The 14686-nt window shown below is 64.0% G+C and carries 15 protein-coding genes and 1 pseudogene; 5 read left to right on the top strand and 11 right to left on the bottom strand.

What is annotated here, in order from left to right; genetic code table 11:
* From A0W34_RS11020 to A0W34_RS11010, 3 genes are read left to right on the top strand one after another with little or no spacing between them, the layout of a single operon-like run.
* The gene (locus tag A0W34_RS11020; RefSeq protein WP_064688954.1) at window positions 1–789 is read left to right on the top strand and encodes an alpha/beta hydrolase; all 789 of its coding nucleotides are present in this window, start codon (window positions 1–3) and stop codon (window positions 787–789) included.
* Between the two features lie 10 nt (window positions 790–799).
* On the top strand, window positions 800–1096 hold the full coding sequence (locus A0W34_RS11015; RefSeq protein WP_003942322.1) for an MGMT family protein: 297 nt from the start codon (window positions 800–802) through the stop codon (window positions 1094–1096).
* 50 nt (window positions 1097–1146) lie between these two features.
* Window positions 1147–2892, top strand: a complete 1746-nt coding sequence (locus tag A0W34_RS11010) for an NTP transferase domain-containing protein (protein WP_058039128.1) — start codon at window positions 1147–1149, stop codon at window positions 2890–2892.
* A gap of 5 nt (window positions 2893–2897) precedes the next feature.
* Here the strand turns inward: A0W34_RS11010 and A0W34_RS11005 are convergent, their stop codons facing one another.
* Entirely contained in the window at window positions 2898–3242 is a 345-nt protein-coding gene (locus A0W34_RS11005; RefSeq protein WP_081557674.1) for a hypothetical protein, read from the bottom strand.
* Entirely contained in the window at window positions 3239–3817 is a 579-nt protein-coding gene (locus A0W34_RS11000) for a hypothetical protein (RefSeq protein WP_042922177.1), read from the bottom strand. Before A0W34_RS11000 ends, A0W34_RS11005 begins: the two co-directional genes overlap by 4 nt.
* A gap of 89 nt (window positions 3818–3906) precedes the next feature.
* Between A0W34_RS11000 and A0W34_RS10995 the strand changes: the two genes are divergently transcribed.
* Window positions 3907–4674: an 8-oxoguanine DNA glycosylase OGG fold protein gene (locus tag A0W34_RS10995; protein WP_081557673.1), complete on the top strand. Its 768-nt coding sequence runs from the start codon at window positions 3907–3909 to the stop codon at window positions 4672–4674.
* 35 nt (window positions 4675–4709) lie between these two features.
* Here the strand turns inward: A0W34_RS10995 and A0W34_RS10990 are convergent, their stop codons facing one another.
* From A0W34_RS10990 to A0W34_RS10960, 8 genes and pseudogenes are all read right to left on the bottom strand, one after another.
* Window positions 4710–5225: a maleylpyruvate isomerase N-terminal domain-containing protein gene (locus A0W34_RS10990; RefSeq protein ID WP_232330015.1), complete on the bottom strand. Its 516-nt coding sequence runs from the start codon at window positions 5223–5225 to the stop codon at window positions 4710–4712.
* Window positions 5174–5356 (bottom strand): annotated as a pseudogene (locus tag A0W34_RS33405) (maleylpyruvate isomerase N-terminal domain-containing protein); the annotation flags it as partial. The pseudogene A0W34_RS33405 and the gene A0W34_RS10990, both read right to left, overlap by 52 nt.
* Window positions 5301–6050 (bottom strand): sirohydrochlorin chelatase, encoded by a 750-nt coding sequence (locus A0W34_RS10985; RefSeq protein WP_037130090.1) that lies wholly within the window; start codon window positions 6048–6050, stop codon window positions 5301–5303. The gene A0W34_RS10985 and the pseudogene A0W34_RS33405, both read right to left, overlap by 56 nt.
* On the bottom strand, window positions 6037–7197 hold the full coding sequence (locus A0W34_RS10980; RefSeq protein ID WP_003942336.1) for a uroporphyrinogen-III synthase: 1161 nt from the start codon (window positions 7195–7197) through the stop codon (window positions 6037–6039). Before A0W34_RS10980 ends, A0W34_RS10985 begins: the two co-directional genes overlap by 14 nt.
* Window positions 7194–7607, bottom strand: a complete 414-nt coding sequence (nirD, locus tag A0W34_RS10975; protein WP_003942316.1) for a nitrite reductase small subunit NirD — start codon at window positions 7605–7607, stop codon at window positions 7194–7196. Before nirD ends, A0W34_RS10980 begins: the two co-directional genes overlap by 4 nt.
* Window positions 7608–7697: 90 nt before the next feature.
* Complete coding sequence (gene nirB / locus A0W34_RS10970; protein ID WP_081557672.1) at window positions 7698–10199, bottom strand: nitrite reductase large subunit NirB; 2502 nt, start codon at window positions 10197–10199, stop codon at window positions 7698–7700.
* A gap of 49 nt (window positions 10200–10248) precedes the next feature.
* Window positions 10249–11649, bottom strand: coding sequence for an MFS transporter (locus tag A0W34_RS10965; RefSeq protein ID WP_085989607.1), 1401 nt, complete (start codon window positions 11647–11649; stop codon window positions 10249–10251).
* A 113-nt stretch (window positions 11650–11762) separates the two neighbouring features.
* Window positions 11763–13025, bottom strand: coding sequence for an MFS transporter (locus A0W34_RS10960; RefSeq protein ID WP_063316627.1), 1263 nt, complete (start codon window positions 13023–13025; stop codon window positions 11763–11765).
* Between the two features lie 93 nt (window positions 13026–13118).
* Here A0W34_RS10960 and A0W34_RS10955 point away from each other — a divergent pair, with 93 nt between their 5' ends.
* On the top strand, window positions 13119–13799 hold the full coding sequence (locus A0W34_RS10955; protein WP_003942319.1) for a FadR/GntR family transcriptional regulator: 681 nt from the start codon (window positions 13119–13121) through the stop codon (window positions 13797–13799).
* Here A0W34_RS10955 and A0W34_RS10950 read toward each other — a convergent pair.
* Complete coding sequence (locus A0W34_RS10950) at window positions 13796–14650, bottom strand: TIGR02569 family protein (protein ID WP_007731227.1); 855 nt, start codon at window positions 14648–14650, stop codon at window positions 13796–13798. The genes A0W34_RS10955 and A0W34_RS10950 overlap by 4 nt on opposite strands.
* Window positions 14651–14686 lie beyond the last annotated feature (36 nt).

Below are 14686 nucleotides of genomic sequence, written 5' to 3'. Positions count from 1 at the left end.
ATGATTGACCTCGTGCCTGCACTCCATACGTATCTCTACGGACCCGTCGGGGCACCGGAGATCCTTTCGCTGCACGGTCTGACCGGTCACGGCCGACGTTGGCAGTCGATGGCCGAGAACCAACTGCCCGAAGCGCGCTGGATCTCGCCGGATCTACGCGGTCACGGGCGTTCCACCTGGGCTCCTCCGTGGAACATCGAATCCCACGTGGCGAGCCTGCTGGAGACGCTCGACGAACATGCCACCGGACCGGTGGTGATCGTCGCGCATTCTTTCGGCGGAATGCTGGCGCTGCACCTCGCGGCCACCGCACCGGAACGCATTCGTGGGCTCGTCCTGCTCGACCCGGCGATCGGGTTGGATCCGACTTTCATGCAGGAAGTGGCCGAACTCACAATCGGCTCACCGGATTACACCGATGCGGCAGAGGCCTACTCCGAGAAGATTCACGGCTCGTGGGGTGAGGTTCCCACCCAGGACCTCGACGTCGAGATGGCTGAACACCTGATCGAACTGGGCAACGGACGCGTCAACTGGCGCCTGTCCACACCCGCGATCGTGACCGGGTGGGGCGAACTCGCTCGCCCGATCGTGCTGCCTCCGTCGTCGATGCCAACCGTGCTGGTTCAGGCGATGAAGGTCCAACCGCCGTACGTCACCGACGAGTTCCGGGCAGCGCTCACCGAGCACCTCGGTGAAAATCTGACCGGTGTCGAATTCGACTGTGACCACATGGTCCCGCACGTGCGGGCCGACGAAGTCGCCGCCCTCGTTCGCAGCATGCTCTGAAGGAACCGACATGGCAGCCACCACCGAAGAGCAGATCGAAGAGGTACGGCGCCTCATCGCGTCGATTCCGGCCGGTTTCGTGGCGACGTACGGCGATATCGCTGATGCTGCAGGACTTTCCAGTGCTCGCACGGTCGGTTGGATCATGCGAACGGACTCTGCCGACCTGCCGTGGCATCGGGTTCTCGGCGCCTCCGGCAAACCGTCGGCGCACCTGGCTCATCGTCAGATCGCCAAGCTCGAACTCGAAGGCGTGCCGATCAAGGACGGTCGGATCGACCTGAAGAAAGCTCGGTATCACTTCTGATTCACGTGTCACCGGTCGTCGTGACGCGGGCGATGGGGCAGCATGGAGGTATGACCGTCACGCCGCCGACAGCCGCCCTCATTCTGGCGGGTGGTCGCGGGACCCGAATGGGTGGTGTCGACAAACCCGGCCTGCTCGTTCACGGCCGCAGGCTCCTCGACATCGCGCTTTCAGCGACGGCGCATCTGGACGCCGTCGTCGTGGTCGGTCCACATCGCCCTGAACTTGATCCTGGCATCACTCAAACTCAGGAAACTCCGGCCGGAGCCGGCCCTGTCGAGGCGATCTGGGCCGGATTGTCTGCGACCCGGTTACCCGACGACGCCGTGGTGGTGGTCCTGGCGTCCGATCTGCCGCACATCGAGGCCGTATCAGTCGACGCTTTGATAGCTGCCACGTCGACGGACAGTCCGGTGACGTGTGCCGTGGACGAGAACAACCGAACCCAATTCCTGCTCTCCGCGTGGACATTTCGCGAGCTCCGGCAACGCCTGTCCACATTGCGGGAGAGTTCGGGGTTGGAGAATCAACCTATGAAAGCGATTGTCACCGAACCGTTCTCGACGCTGCGTGTCACTGGTACCACTGACTGCGACACACCGGCGGACATCGACCGCGCGCGAAACCATCCGCGCCTGACGATCGAGCAAGCCCGCGCCGCCGTCAGGAACTCACTGACAGCATTGTCACCACACCGGGCCGCCCTCGCCGACAGTCTCGGAGCAACGCTCGCGCAGCCTCTCGTCGCCCTGGGTGATCTTCCTCGATCCGATGTCTCGGCGATGGACGGGTACGCCGTCTCCGGCGAGGGTCCCTGGCGAATCCGCACCGAGATCCGTATCGCGGGCGCCGACGGGCAACTCGAACTCGGTGAAGGCGAAGCGATTCGCATTGCCACGGGAGCACACCTGCCCCTCGGCGCCACCTCGGTGATTCGTGACGAGTATCTGTCCGTCGACGAGCCATCTCGGATGGTACGGAGACTGCCGGATGCGCCGCACCGCAACGACGCTCGACCACGAGGGGAAGATTGGACCACCGGATTCACGATCGCCCCGACTGGTACCGCGGTGACTCCGGCGGTGGTCTCCGCAGCTGCCAGCGGTGAAGTGTTCGACGCCCTCGTCCGTGGTCCGGTACGGGCACGCGTGATAGTCACCGGCGACGAGATCCGGCGGACCGGTCCACTGCGTGAAGGTCAGACCCGCGACTCCGTCGGTGGGATTCTCCCCTACCTACTGGAAAGCAACGGCGTACGGTGCGTGGCGGATTCGCACCTGAGGGACACGGCCGACAGTTTCGAGCGTGTACTGGCGGATGCGACTGAACAGGACCTGCTTGTTGTCATTGGTGCCACGGGCGGCGGCGCTGCCGACGAAATGCGCAGTGCGCTCGATCGACTCGGCGCTCGCACGATTGTCGGGCGAGTCGCCTCGCGCCCGGGCGGATCTCAGATAACGGCTGTCCTGCCCAGTGGTCGGGTGGTTCTCGGCCTCCCCGGCAACCCGTACGCCGCAGTGACCACCCTGTTGACGATGCTGCCCACCGTCGTGGCCGCCTTGACGGGAAGCGACACACCACCGCGACTGCTCGGCATCATCGAGAACGCCGCTGCGGTGACTTCCGATGCGGTACGCCTACTGCCGGTCACACAATCCGCCGACGGTCGCTGGCGCGCCGAACCGTCTGTACGTACCGCACACCTGGCGGGGTTGATCGGGCGCTCCGCGTTTGCACTCGTTCCGCCACACGCGGAAGACGATGCCGTCGCCGAAGTGGTTGTCCTCCCACGCTGATCGGGTCAGTCGTTTGGGCGCCTACGCCGGTTGACCCCGACCACGCCGACCACTGTCGCAAGCACCAGCGAATACACGCCCCACAGCACCAAGAACGGCAGCAGCCACCCGGCATCAACGGTCTGACCGCGCGATCCGACGCAGTACAGCGTGAAATTGGTGGACGTACCGTCGCCGTCGGAAAAGGTATCCGAGACGACCATCGCGCTCGATGTGGGAGCTTCACAGAAAATCGGCGCCAAATGAGCGACCTGTCCTGGCCAGATCACCGAAGACAGTAGTGCAGCAAAGATTCCCACGACCACGATCACCACTACGGAGATCAGCAACGGAGCGATACGGCGGCTCACAGCGGGTGCACCAGGAAGGGAGTTCCGTCAGGCTCGAAGACCACCAGCGCCCGCGAGCGTGGAGATTCCACCATCACGGATGCGCGAATCGCCTCGGTGCGACTGACCGAGATCCCGGTGACTTCGCCGTCGTCGACACCGCTGTTCTCCAGCGCGTCGTCGACCAACTTCTCGAGGTTCGTCAATGCCGGCACTTGATCCAGCGTGAACGATCGTGCATCGAGATCGTCGGTGACACTGACTTGCACGGGGCTCGGCTCGCCGAGAATGACTCCGTCGAAAGAGAATCTGTCGAGCTGGGTCGGCTTCCCGGGGTCTCGAACGGTGACTCCGAGCGTCTCGATCGGGCTGATGTCGATGCTGGTCACCGATACCGCGTCGACGCCGTATCTATGTGCGAGGCTGTCGAACCCGCCTCGCACCAACTCCGACGTCATCCCACCGCCACGTTCGCGCATCTGATTGTCGAAATCCATCCGATCGACGGCACCGATACATCCGCTCAGACTCGTGGCCGCCAAAGCGATGGCTACCGTCCACAGCGCCGACCGCACCTGCGAGGACGCGAATTTCATGAGCGGAGCGTACCGCGAGTGTCCGGTTCCATCCCGGTGGACTGCGCGTCGCACGAATTACTGTCGGCGACTCGTGGGATCATCGCGCCATGAATCGTGTCGACGAAGGATTCGAACCGCCGGACGCATTGGTCGAGTGGTGCCGCTCCCGCACCTTTCCACTGCACGTCCTCGACGACGAAGCCACCGTCGACCTGGATTGGTGGAACGCCCACCTGAAGGACGCCGGCCACACCATCAGCCTGCGCGGGCGTGATCTCGACGGCAAAGTGATCACCGAAGGCCGAGTCATCGTTCAACGCAACGACCTTCGCCCGTCGAGCGATCTCGTTGTCGCCCAGCACGACGGCCTCGGACTACTGTTTCTCTGCGCGGCCTGGCAGGGCTCGCACGAGAGCCGACGGTTCACACGGCGGTTCCCCAACGTCTTCAATCCCCATCACCGCGAGGACGAGGATCCGCTGACCCAGATCACAGCCATTCTCGATCACTGCTCGAAAAACAAGTCGATGCCCGTCGTCCGGCGCGACACCTGGTCCGGGTGGCCACTCACCCCCGGTGTCGGGGTATCGCTGATGGCCGCTTTCATGTGGGCAGTGGGCGTACAGGACGAAGGCCGACGCGCTCAGATGATCGACCAGTACGGAGTCTCGACGCTCATCCACGAGGGCTGGCTCGAGGATCCTTCCGTCACCGGCTTCACGACGCGTCGCTACCGCCGGTACTGCGAACTTCTCGACAGCTGGGCCTATGCCGCCGGCACCCAACCCGAGATCGTCGAGATGTGGTTGGTGAAAAGGTGGAGTGCGCGATTGGCCCAAGCACGCAACGACGTGAGCGCCCCCACCCTGTTCTAACTCTCAGAACGGCTGCATCTCAGAACGGCTGCATCTCAGAACGGCCAGGCAGGGAGAGTCGGCAGCCCCACCCTCGTCGGCCTCCCGACCAACCAGGCCAAGGTCTCCGCGTCGGACAGCGACGGCACTCGTACACCCGGGACCGCCGTCTCGAGTGCGCCCAACTGACTGGCGAGAGTGAATTCCACGAACTCGGCAGGCCAGTCGTGGCAGGTGTAACCGATGTCGAGGTCCATCAGGTGAATCTCGATCTCGTTCCAGCGCAGGATCGGTAGATCGAATGCCGTCACAGGTTTGCGCCACGGCACCGGTGTGTCCAGTCGATCTGTCGGGATCTCGCACAACGCGTCGACCAGCCTCGTTCCCGAGAAGCGGTAGTCGAGGGCCAACAATTCAGCCGGGCGATCTGCGCCCTCTTCGATTGCAGCATTGCGCGCATCCGGCCCCCTGGATACATCTCCCCCGATTCGCCGCCCTGCACGCCGGCAACAAATCTGCCCAGCGCGTCGGCGTTGCGCGACATGTGCGTCACGACGTGTCCCCGACTCCACCCGGGGAGCCCGGAGGGCTCCCGCGCCTGCTCTTCGGTCAGTGCACCGATGAGAGCCTGTGCCTTGACGTCGGATTCACGAACTGCTGCGACCAGGTCGGCATACGTCGGCGTTACGGAGTGAGACGTCATGCAGCGATACTAGTTCCCTTCGCGCACTCTCATACCGATTCACGACAAGGTCCACCACTCCCGGATCGACGCCGAGCGGTTCGGTCACACCATCGGCTCCTGCAGCGTGCAACCTTTCGTGGAACAGCCCGTGCGCGAGGAGGTACGAGGCGACAAAAACTCGCTTCGCGCCGCGAACGCGTGCTGCTGCAACAACATCGGCTACCTTCGGCTCCCCGGTCGCGATGTACCCGATGTCGACACGAGTCCCCGCCGCTTCGGCAAGCATCAGCGCAGCACGCTCGACGTCTCGCAGCGCCCGCGCATCGGACGACCCGGCGGCAGCAAGCACTGTCGCGTCACCCGGATTCCACCCCGCTTCGGTCAAGCGCCGAAGCAACACGCGTGCAAGCGCCGGATCGGGTCCGAGTGCCGGCGTCACACTCACAGCCGAGTGCTCACTGATCGCCACTTCGCGTCGAACATCGGTGTGAACGTGGTAGCCGGACGCCAAGAAGGCCGGTACGAGAATCGCTCGCCCCGGAGTGTCCCGGAGGACTTCCGAAGGTGACGGACCGAGCACATCGACAAAGGCAACGCGCGTGCGTCCGACGCGCGTGCCGACGGCGTCGGCCAGTGCGGCAACCATTTCCACGCCACGTGCACTACGCGTGCCATGAGCTACCAGGACGAGGACATCGTCATCGCGTTGCATAGTCACCTGGATTCTGTACGTAGTCGCCGGGGTCGAGGGCAAGTCGATAGCCCCGCTTGACCACCGTCTGAACGGCTTTGGGCGCGCCGAGGCACGCGCGCAATCGGGCGACGGCGGTCTCGACGGCATGGGTGTCGCCGCCGCCGCCGGGAAGAGAAGCCAGCAGTTCGTCGCGGGAGACGACTCGACCGGGGCTGGCACCGAGAGTGCGGATCAACGACATCGCAGCCGGCGGCAATTGCTTCACTTCACCGTCCACGACTACGCAACCGCCGCGAATGCTGATTTCGTGTTCGCCGGCTTGAATCTTGTTGGCTCGCTGCGGGAGTTCGTCGACGATGTGTCTCGCGAGCGCGCCCAGACGTGCCCGCGCCGGGGCTGTGGTCGGTACATTCAAGGCTTCGAGCGGCGCCGAGGTGACCGGGCCGACGCACATTGCCGCCACCGGACCCCGCATCGCGTCGAGAATGTCGCCGAGATCCCCGGTCTTGTCGGCTCGCATCAACATCGAGGCTACGGCCGGTGCACTGGTGAAACTGACGGCGTCGATTCCGGCTGACGCGATGGCGTCGATCATCCGGTCGAGCAGCGTCGGATCCTCCGGCGGTTCCCATCGATAGACGGGCACCGCGATGACCTCGGCGCCAGCTTCGCGCAACACCTGACAGAAGTCGGGAATCGGCTCCCACTCGGTGGTCGCACCATGCAGTTGTACAGCGATCCGCTTTCCCGAGACACCTTCTGCCAGAAGATGTTCGAGCACCTCGGCGGAAGACTCGGATGCCGGTGACCATTCCTCACGAAGGTCGGCCGCGCGGATTGCTCCCTTGGCCTTCGGTCCGCGCGCGAGCAGACGAGCCGAGCCCAACGCGGATCCGAGATTTTCCGCCTCACCCCACCCGTCGGCTGCTTCCAGCCAACCCCGGAATCCGATCCCGGTGGTGGCGACGACCACCTCGGGAGGATCCGAGATGATCTGCTGTGTCACCCTTTCGAGCTCACGGTCGTCGGCCAACGGAATGATTCGAATCGCCGGAGCGTGAACGACATCCGCTCCCCGACGAGTCAGCAAGGTCGCGAACTCCTCGGCGCGGCGCGAAGCAGTGATACCTACCGTGAATCCAGCCAACGGCATGTCGTCACTCACGAGACTGCATCGGCGACAGTCGAGCGAACGCCCTGCATCTGCAGGCTGTGTACCTGAACGACTCCAGCCCACACGCGAACGCCGTACACCGGCAGCGCAACCGACGAGTCGTCCAGCGCCCGGCCGTCGACCAGCGAGAACGCCTGCTTGAGCAGTGGCGAGACCACGATCGGCTCACCGTCCCGGTCGCCGACGAGTCCGCGAGACATCACCGCGGCGCGGCCGTACGGATCGAAGTTGCTGACAGCCCGGAGTGTGCCGTCCTCGAGTAGGAACAGCGCCACCTGCTCGCCGCCGCGAAGAAGCACGGCAACTCCGCGTCCAGGGATCAGATGGCTCAGCGGGCAGGCCGACGTCCATTCGAGTCGATCCGAATCCAGCTTGGCGATCTGCGCATCGATGACACTCATCGAAGTCCTCCTGTCGATCCGGCGACAACGTCGCGCGGGTTCTTGTCTACGTTTCTACGGATCCCGTGTTTCCCACGGGTTACGCGACTATTACCGGCGCGTGGGGATGCTCGGCATGCCCATCAGGACCGGAACCTTGCGCACTCCGGTCTCGTCGAACACAACCGTCGGGTCGGCTTCTTCCGGTGCGTTGACGAACGAGACGAACCTCGACAATTTCTCCGGATCACCCAGCACACCGGCCCATTCGTCCTGGTAACCCTCGACGTGCTTGGCCATCAGTGCCTCGAGTTCCTCGCCGATACCCAGGCTGTCTTCACAAATCACGGCCTTGAGGTGATCGAGTCCGCCTTCGAGTGATTCGACCCACGGCGCCGTGCGCTGGAGGCGATCGGCAGTACGGATGTAGAACATGAGGTAGCGGTCGATGTACTTGACCAAGGTCGCGTCGTCGAGGCCGCCGGCAAGCAGCTGAGCGTGTTTGGGCGACTGTCCGCCGTTACCGCCCACATACAGATTCCAACCGTTCTCCGTCGCGATGACGCCGACGTCCTTGCCGCGCGCTTCGGCACATTCACGGGCGCAACCCGAGACGCCGAACTTGATCTTGTGCGGCGAACGCAGACCGCGGTAGCGATTCTCGAGGTCGACGGCCATACCCACCGAATCCTGGACACCGTAGCGGCACCAACTCGAACCGACGCAACTCTTGACCGTCCGGAGGGACTTGCCGTACGCCTGACCCGATTCCATCCCGGCGTCGACGAGGCGCTTCCAGATCGCGGGCAACTGTTCGACGCGGGCACCGAACAAGTCGATGCGCTGACCGCCGGTCACCTTCGTGTACAAGCCGAAGTCTCGCGCCACTTCTCCGATGACGATGAGTTGCTCACCCGTGACCTCGCCGCCCGGCATCCGAGGTACCACGGAGTACGTACCGTTCTTCTGGATGTTCGCGAGGAAGTGATCGTTGGTGTCCTGCAACGACGCCTGCTGGCGGTGCAGGATGTGATCGGAGTCCGTCGATGCCAGAATCGAAGCGACTACGGGCTTGCAGATGTCGCAACCGGCGCCCTTGCCGTACTTGGCGATCAGCGCCGAGAAGGTTCTGGTCTGCGTCGACTGGACGATCTGGAACAACTCGGCCCGCGACTGCGCGAAATGTTCGCACAGTGCCTTCGACATCACAACGCCGGAATCGGCCAGCAGCTGCTTCACGGTGGGAAGGCAACCGCCACAAGTGGTTCCGGCGCTGGTGCACGCCTTCACCGAAGCGATGTCGCATGCGCCGGCTGCGATTGCACCGCAGATGGCTCCCTTCGTCACGGCGTTGCACGAGCACACCTCGGCGTCGTCGGGCAGCGAGCCTGCACCCGGCTTCTCCCCCGCAGGCGAGATCAATGTCGCCGGGTCACCGGGTAGTTCGCGACCGACCAGCGGGCGCAGCGACGCGTAGGCCGATGCGTCACCGACAAGAATGCCGCCGAGCAGGATCTTCGCGTCGTCGGAGACCACGAGCTTTGCGTACGTCCCCTTGGACGCGTCGCTGAGGACGACTTCGAGGGCGCCCGGTGAGGTCGCCATCGCGTCACCGAAACTGGCGACGTCGACGCCCATGAGCTTGAGCTTGGTGGACATGTCCGCGCCCGGGAAATCCGCGGCGCCGCCGAGCAGACGATCGGCCACGATCTCCGCCGTCGTGTAACCGGGAGCGACCAGACCGTAGCAACGGCCTTCCACCGCAGCACATTCGCCGACGGCATAGATGTTCTCGTCCGAAGTCACGCAGCCGAGGTCGGTCAGAATGCCACCGCGCTCCCCCACTGCGATGCCCGCGTCGCGGGCCAGCTGATCACGCGGACGTACTCCGGCGGAGAAGACGAGCAGCGACGCGTCGATAGTGGAGCCGTCGGAGAGTTCGACCACAATTCCGTTGTCGGCCTGCGAAATTCCCGCCGTCCCGACTCCGGTGTGGACAGTGAGCCCGAGTTCGGTGACGAGGCGAGCGAGCAGTGCGCCGCCACCCTCGTCGACCTGCATCGGCATCAATCGCGCATTGTGCTCGACGACGTGTGCCGTCATCCCCATGAGCGAGAGAGCATTTGCGGCCTCGAGTCCAAGCAAACCTCCGCCCACCACGACGCCGACAGCGCCAGGACCAGCCTTCTCGGCGGCGGCCCGGATACCGTCGAGGTCGTCGAGGGTGCGGTAGACAAAACATCCGTCGCCGTCGTGCCCCGGTACGGGAGGCACGAACGGATACGAACCGGTCGCCATCACCAGAGCGTCGTAGGAGATCGTCTCGCCGGTTGTCGTCGTGACCGTGCGTGCATCTTTGTCGATCGCGAGCGCGCCCTCCCCCACACGGAGGTCGACCAGGCTGTCGCCGACGTAATCGTTGCCGGCCAGTGCCAGTTCCTTGGGGTCCCACGCTCCGACGTACGAGGACAGCCCGACTCGGTCGTACGCTGCGTACTGCTCGTCGCAGAGTACGGTCACCGACCAGTTGTTCGCTTCGTCGCGCGAACGCAGTGCCTCGACGAATCGGTGTCCGACCATTCCGTGTCCGATGACAACAACCGACTTGCTCATGACGCCTACTTCCTGAGGTACGAGATAGTTCTGAGATTCCGCGGACCGCTCACGCCGTGACTGCGACCTTCGCCTCGTCGACGTCTGTGGTCAGCGTCGACGGCTTGCGCAGGAAGACGAACCAGGTGACTGCGATGCAGGCGATGTAGAAGGCCAGGAACACCCAGAAGGCCATGGTCGCCGACTTCGCGGGGCTGCTGTACGACGCGCGCAGCACCAGGTTGATGCCGACGCCGCCCAAACCGCCTACCGCACCGGCAAATCCGATGAGAGCGCCGGAGATACTGCGCGACCACGTCGCCTTCTCGCTTCGATCCATGTGGTCGAAGCTCTGAGCCTTCGCCTCGAAGATCGCCGGGATCATCTTGTAGACGGATCCGTTTCCGATGCCGGAGAGCAGGAACAGAGCGATGAATCCGAGAACGAATGTCACCATGATTCCGGCGCTGGCGACGCCGGCGGTGTTGTCGTCCATCGTTCCGGCCGTCACGAGTATCGATGCTGCAAATGCCATGGCGACAAACGTCCACATGGTGATCTTGCCGCCGCCGATCCGGTCGGCCAGTTTGCCGCCGAGGGGGCGAGCGATCGAACCGAGGAGAGGGCCGATGAAGGCGATCTGTGCTGCATGCAGCGCGGCCGCGGCCGGAGTGGCACCGCCGGCGAGGAAGTTGATCTGCAGAACCTGACCGAAGGCGAAGCTGAATCCGATGAAGGAACCGAACGTACCGATGTACAGGAAGCTGATCACCCACGACTCGGAGAACTTGAGTGCCTTGGCCATCGAGCGCAGGTCCGACTTCTGGTTGCCCAGGTTGTCCATGAACAGCGCGGCACCGACGGCAGCGGCCGCAATGAACACGAGATAGACAGCGCACACGATCCACGGAGCACGGTTACCGACGGTGGCGATCACCAGCAGACCGATCAGCTGGATCATCGGTACACCGATGTTGCCGCCGCCGGCATTGAGACCGAGCGCCCACCCCTTGAGGCGTTGCGGGTAGAAGGCATTGATGTTGGTCATCGACGACGCGAAGTTGCCGCCGCCGATACCTGCAGTGGCCGCTACCAACATGAACGTGGTGTACGACGCACCCGGGTTCATCATCAGGTAGAGCGTGAGAAGTGTTGGTACGAAGAGGAACAGCGCACTCATGACGGTCCAGTTACGACCGCCGAACCGTGCGGTGGCAACCGTGTATGGAATGCGGAGGACCGACCCGACAAGCGTGGGCACTGCGACGAGGAAGAACTTTCCGGCCGCGTCGATGCCGTAGATATCCGTCGGCATGAACAACACCATCACGGACCAGATCGACCAGATCGAGAAGCCGACGTGTTCGGCTACCACTGACCAGATCAGGTTCCGCTTCGCGATGTCCTTGCCGCCGGATTCCCAGGCGTCGACGTCCTCTGCATCCCAATGCTCGATGTAATGACTCACCAGGGCCTCCTGAATATGTTGGAGACCCAAAGGTAGAAAACGGTTATTGCGCCGGTGCTGCGTGCGATGACCGCGAAGTCAATTGATCCTCACCCGGTAACAAGACCGGGTGTGAGCTAGTTTTTCGCAGGTGCGTGCCAGGAATCCTCGAGCATCCGAGGCTTGCATGCCTGGTAGGCGCCCAGGAGCACCACGATCACAGCGACGACGAGCAGGCCGAACGGCGCAGCGTATCCACCGGACACGTCGTGGAAAACGCCGAACAGGAGCGGACCGAGGCAGGCAACGGAGTAGCCGATGCCCTGGGTGAAGCCGGACAGTGCCGAGGAACCGATGTGCGAACGAGTACGCAGGTTGATCAGCGTGAGCGACATCGGGAACGTGCTCGGACCGAGGCCCAGGACGACAACCCACACGACCGGCGCCGCCATCGGGGCAAAGTACAACCCGCCCATGCCGACCAGGTAGCAGACGGCACACGCGATCACGACAGGGAAGGGATTGGCCATGCGGGCGCACAGCGTCGGTGCACCGAAAGCTGCGACGAGCCCGATCACCGAGAACATTCCGACCATCGTTCCGCCGAAGGCATCACTGGCTCCGGCGTCACGAAGGATCGAGGGAATCCACGTGAACATCGAATACGTGATCAGTGAGGTCATGCCGAACATGCCGGCCATCCCCCAGGCCACGGGAGAACGCCAGACCTGACCGCGTGGCTGTTCTGCCACTGCCGCAACCGAATCCGATGCATTCTCGACGGACCCGGCTTCGTTCGCGCGAGCCTTGCGCGAGCGAGCGAGGGTGATCAACCACGGCACTGCTGCGGCGAAGCCGAAGGCGGACCACCAGCCGATCGAGAACCGCCACCCGAAGGCGTCGGCAACCGGGACTGCGACGAACGCCGGAACGATGGTGCCGATCTGCACGGCCACGATGTAGACCGAACTCATGGTGGCGAGGCGATCCGAGAAGTACCGCTTGACCAACGGCGGGATCACGACATTGCCGATTCCCATGCCTGCCAGCGCCAGAGCCGAGAGGGCCAGCAACGACCATGTCTGAGACATCATGGCGCGCAACAGCATTCCGACGCCGGCCATGAGCATCGCGACGAGGGCCGTCCGCTCGAGCCCGATACGTTTCGCGATGGCGGGAGTGACGAGACCGAAGATGGCGAACATTGCGGTCGGAACCATGCCGAAGACACCGACGATCGAGGCGGAGAAGCCGATCTCGTCGCGAATCTCGGCCGCCAAGGGCGAGAACGAGGTCACCGCAAGTCGAAGTACGAGCGCAGACATCGCAATCGCTGCGAAGACGAGCACACGGCCTTGTACCAACGAGCGGGTTTCGGTTCTCTCCAGTTGAGCAGTCACCGGCAAATCATAGGATGACCGGACGAACTCGCACAAGCGCGGTAATCTAACGTCACATTCACACCACTTACCCGGACCCGAGGAAACAACCACGTGCAACCCGTTCGACGCGCAAGTCTCATCTCGCAGGTCACCGAACAACTCCGCAACGAGATCCGGAGCGGAACCTGGCCGATCGGTTCCAAAATCCCCACCGAACCGGAACTGTCGGAGTTGACCGGCACCGGTCGCAATACCGTGCGCGAGGCGGTCCAGGCGCTCGTTCACGCCGGAATGCTGGAACGTCGTCAAGGATCTGGCACCTACGTCGTTGCCGTCTCCGACCTCGGTGGCACTCTCGGCAACTACTTTGCCGGTGCCCACCAGCGGGATGTACTCGAACTACGGCGCGCACTCGACATCACCGCGGCCACCCTCGCCGCCGCACGGCGAACCGAAGACGACATCGCCGAACTGACGCGGCTACTCGAGCTTCGCACCGCTTCGTGGGAGGGTCAGGACGTCGACGCCGCCACCACCGCGGACGTCGCACTGCACCGAGCAATCGTCGCGGCCAGCCACAACGAGGTCTACCTGGAGTTCTACGACTCCCTGCTTCCGGTAATCGAGACCACGATCCAACAACACATCGACGCGACCGGCGAGGGATTCCACTCGCAGCACGCGAACCTCGTCAACGCTGTCGTCGACGGGAACACCGTGGCCGCCTCGAACGCCGCACGCGAGTTGTTCGAGGGCCTGGTCTCGGACTTCGGTACCGGCGCCCCGATCTAGAGCAGCAAGCGCACGATGTCGGACGTACGGGCCAACCCCGGGAACGCGTCCGCCGTCGAGCGAGGATGCAGAACATGAACTGCCAAGCGGAACATCACCGCACGTAGAAGCATCTGCGGCCACTCGGGGAGATCTTCCCACCGGCCGACCAGTGCCTCGTCGGCACCGCCCCACGAGATCGCGTCGACCACAGCGACGGCGGCGGCCCACGCAGCCGGCCGCCAATACGGCGTGATGTCGGTGATTCCGGGCGCCATACTGCCCGAGAACAGCACTGTCCCGAACAGATCGCCGTGCACGAGCTGGTCCGGGCTCTGCACCGGCTTACGCAAAGTAGCGAGCCCGGCGATCAGTTCCAGACTTTTGCGACCGTCAGGAGTGGGCGTCTCGAGTTGCTCGACGCCCTTCGCGATCCTCAGCGGAACCGTTTCCCAGGCCGCGCGATCAGCGGCGACGAATACGTCGACCTCGGCCCACGGCGGCACGGGCGGTTGCGCAAGGAAGCGCGGGCGCTCGAGCGAGGCCGTCGCCGCATGCAGTCGGCAGGACATCGAGACCACTTCGTCGTGACGTGGTTCCGGCGATCCGACGATGAAGGTGTCGGCACGCCAGCCCGAGACGACGTAACGACCGTCGGTCGAACGCACCGGTCGAGCCAGCCGAACGCCGTCGACTTCGAGGTTCTCTCGCACCTTCGCCGACCACGCTGCGCGGGCATGATCCGCGACTGCTGAAAGGACGACGTCTCCACACAGCCACCCGCCGTCCCAATCCGCACCGAGTGGGATGGGATCGACTTCACGGAGGCCGAAGGTGGAGCACACGTGCTGGGGAGGTTGGCCTGTGCTCACACCCCAACGCTACCGGTGCGCGGCGCCGCCTCCCGC

This window comes from Rhodococcus sp. BH4, assembly GCF_002079265.1.
Taxonomy (GTDB): domain Bacteria; phylum Actinomycetota; class Actinomycetes; order Mycobacteriales; family Mycobacteriaceae; genus Rhodococcus_F; species Rhodococcus_F qingshengii.
This window is presented reverse-complemented; position numbering and strand designations above follow the sequence as displayed.

Excerpts from the sequence above, each read along its gene's own strand:
- A0W34_RS11020 (WP_064688954.1), top strand. The coding sequence starts at position 1 with ATGATTGACCTCGTGCCTGCACTCCATACGTATCTCTACGGACCCGTC.
- A0W34_RS11015 (WP_003942322.1), top strand. The coding sequence starts at position 800 with ATGGCAGCCACCACCGAAGAGCAGATCGAAGAGGTACGGCGCCTCATC.
- A0W34_RS11010 (WP_058039128.1), top strand. The coding sequence starts at position 1,147 with ATGACCGTCACGCCGCCGACAGCCGCCCTCATTCTGGCGGGTGGTCGC.
- A0W34_RS11000 (WP_042922177.1), bottom strand. The coding sequence starts at position 3,817 with ATGAAATTCGCGTCCTCGCAGGTGCGGTCGGCGCTGTGGACGGTAGCC.
- A0W34_RS10995 (WP_081557673.1), top strand. The coding sequence starts at position 3,907 with ATGAATCGTGTCGACGAAGGATTCGAACCGCCGGACGCATTGGTCGAG.
- A0W34_RS10985 (WP_037130090.1), bottom strand. The coding sequence starts at position 6,050 with ATGCAACGCGATGACGATGTCCTCGTCCTGGTAGCTCATGGCACGCGT.
- nirD (WP_003942316.1), bottom strand. The coding sequence starts at position 7,607 with ATGAGTGTCATCGATGCGCAGATCGCCAAGCTGGATTCGGATCGACTC.
- nirB (WP_081557672.1), bottom strand. The coding sequence starts at position 10,199 with ATGAGCAAGTCGGTTGTTGTCATCGGACACGGAATGGTCGGACACCGA.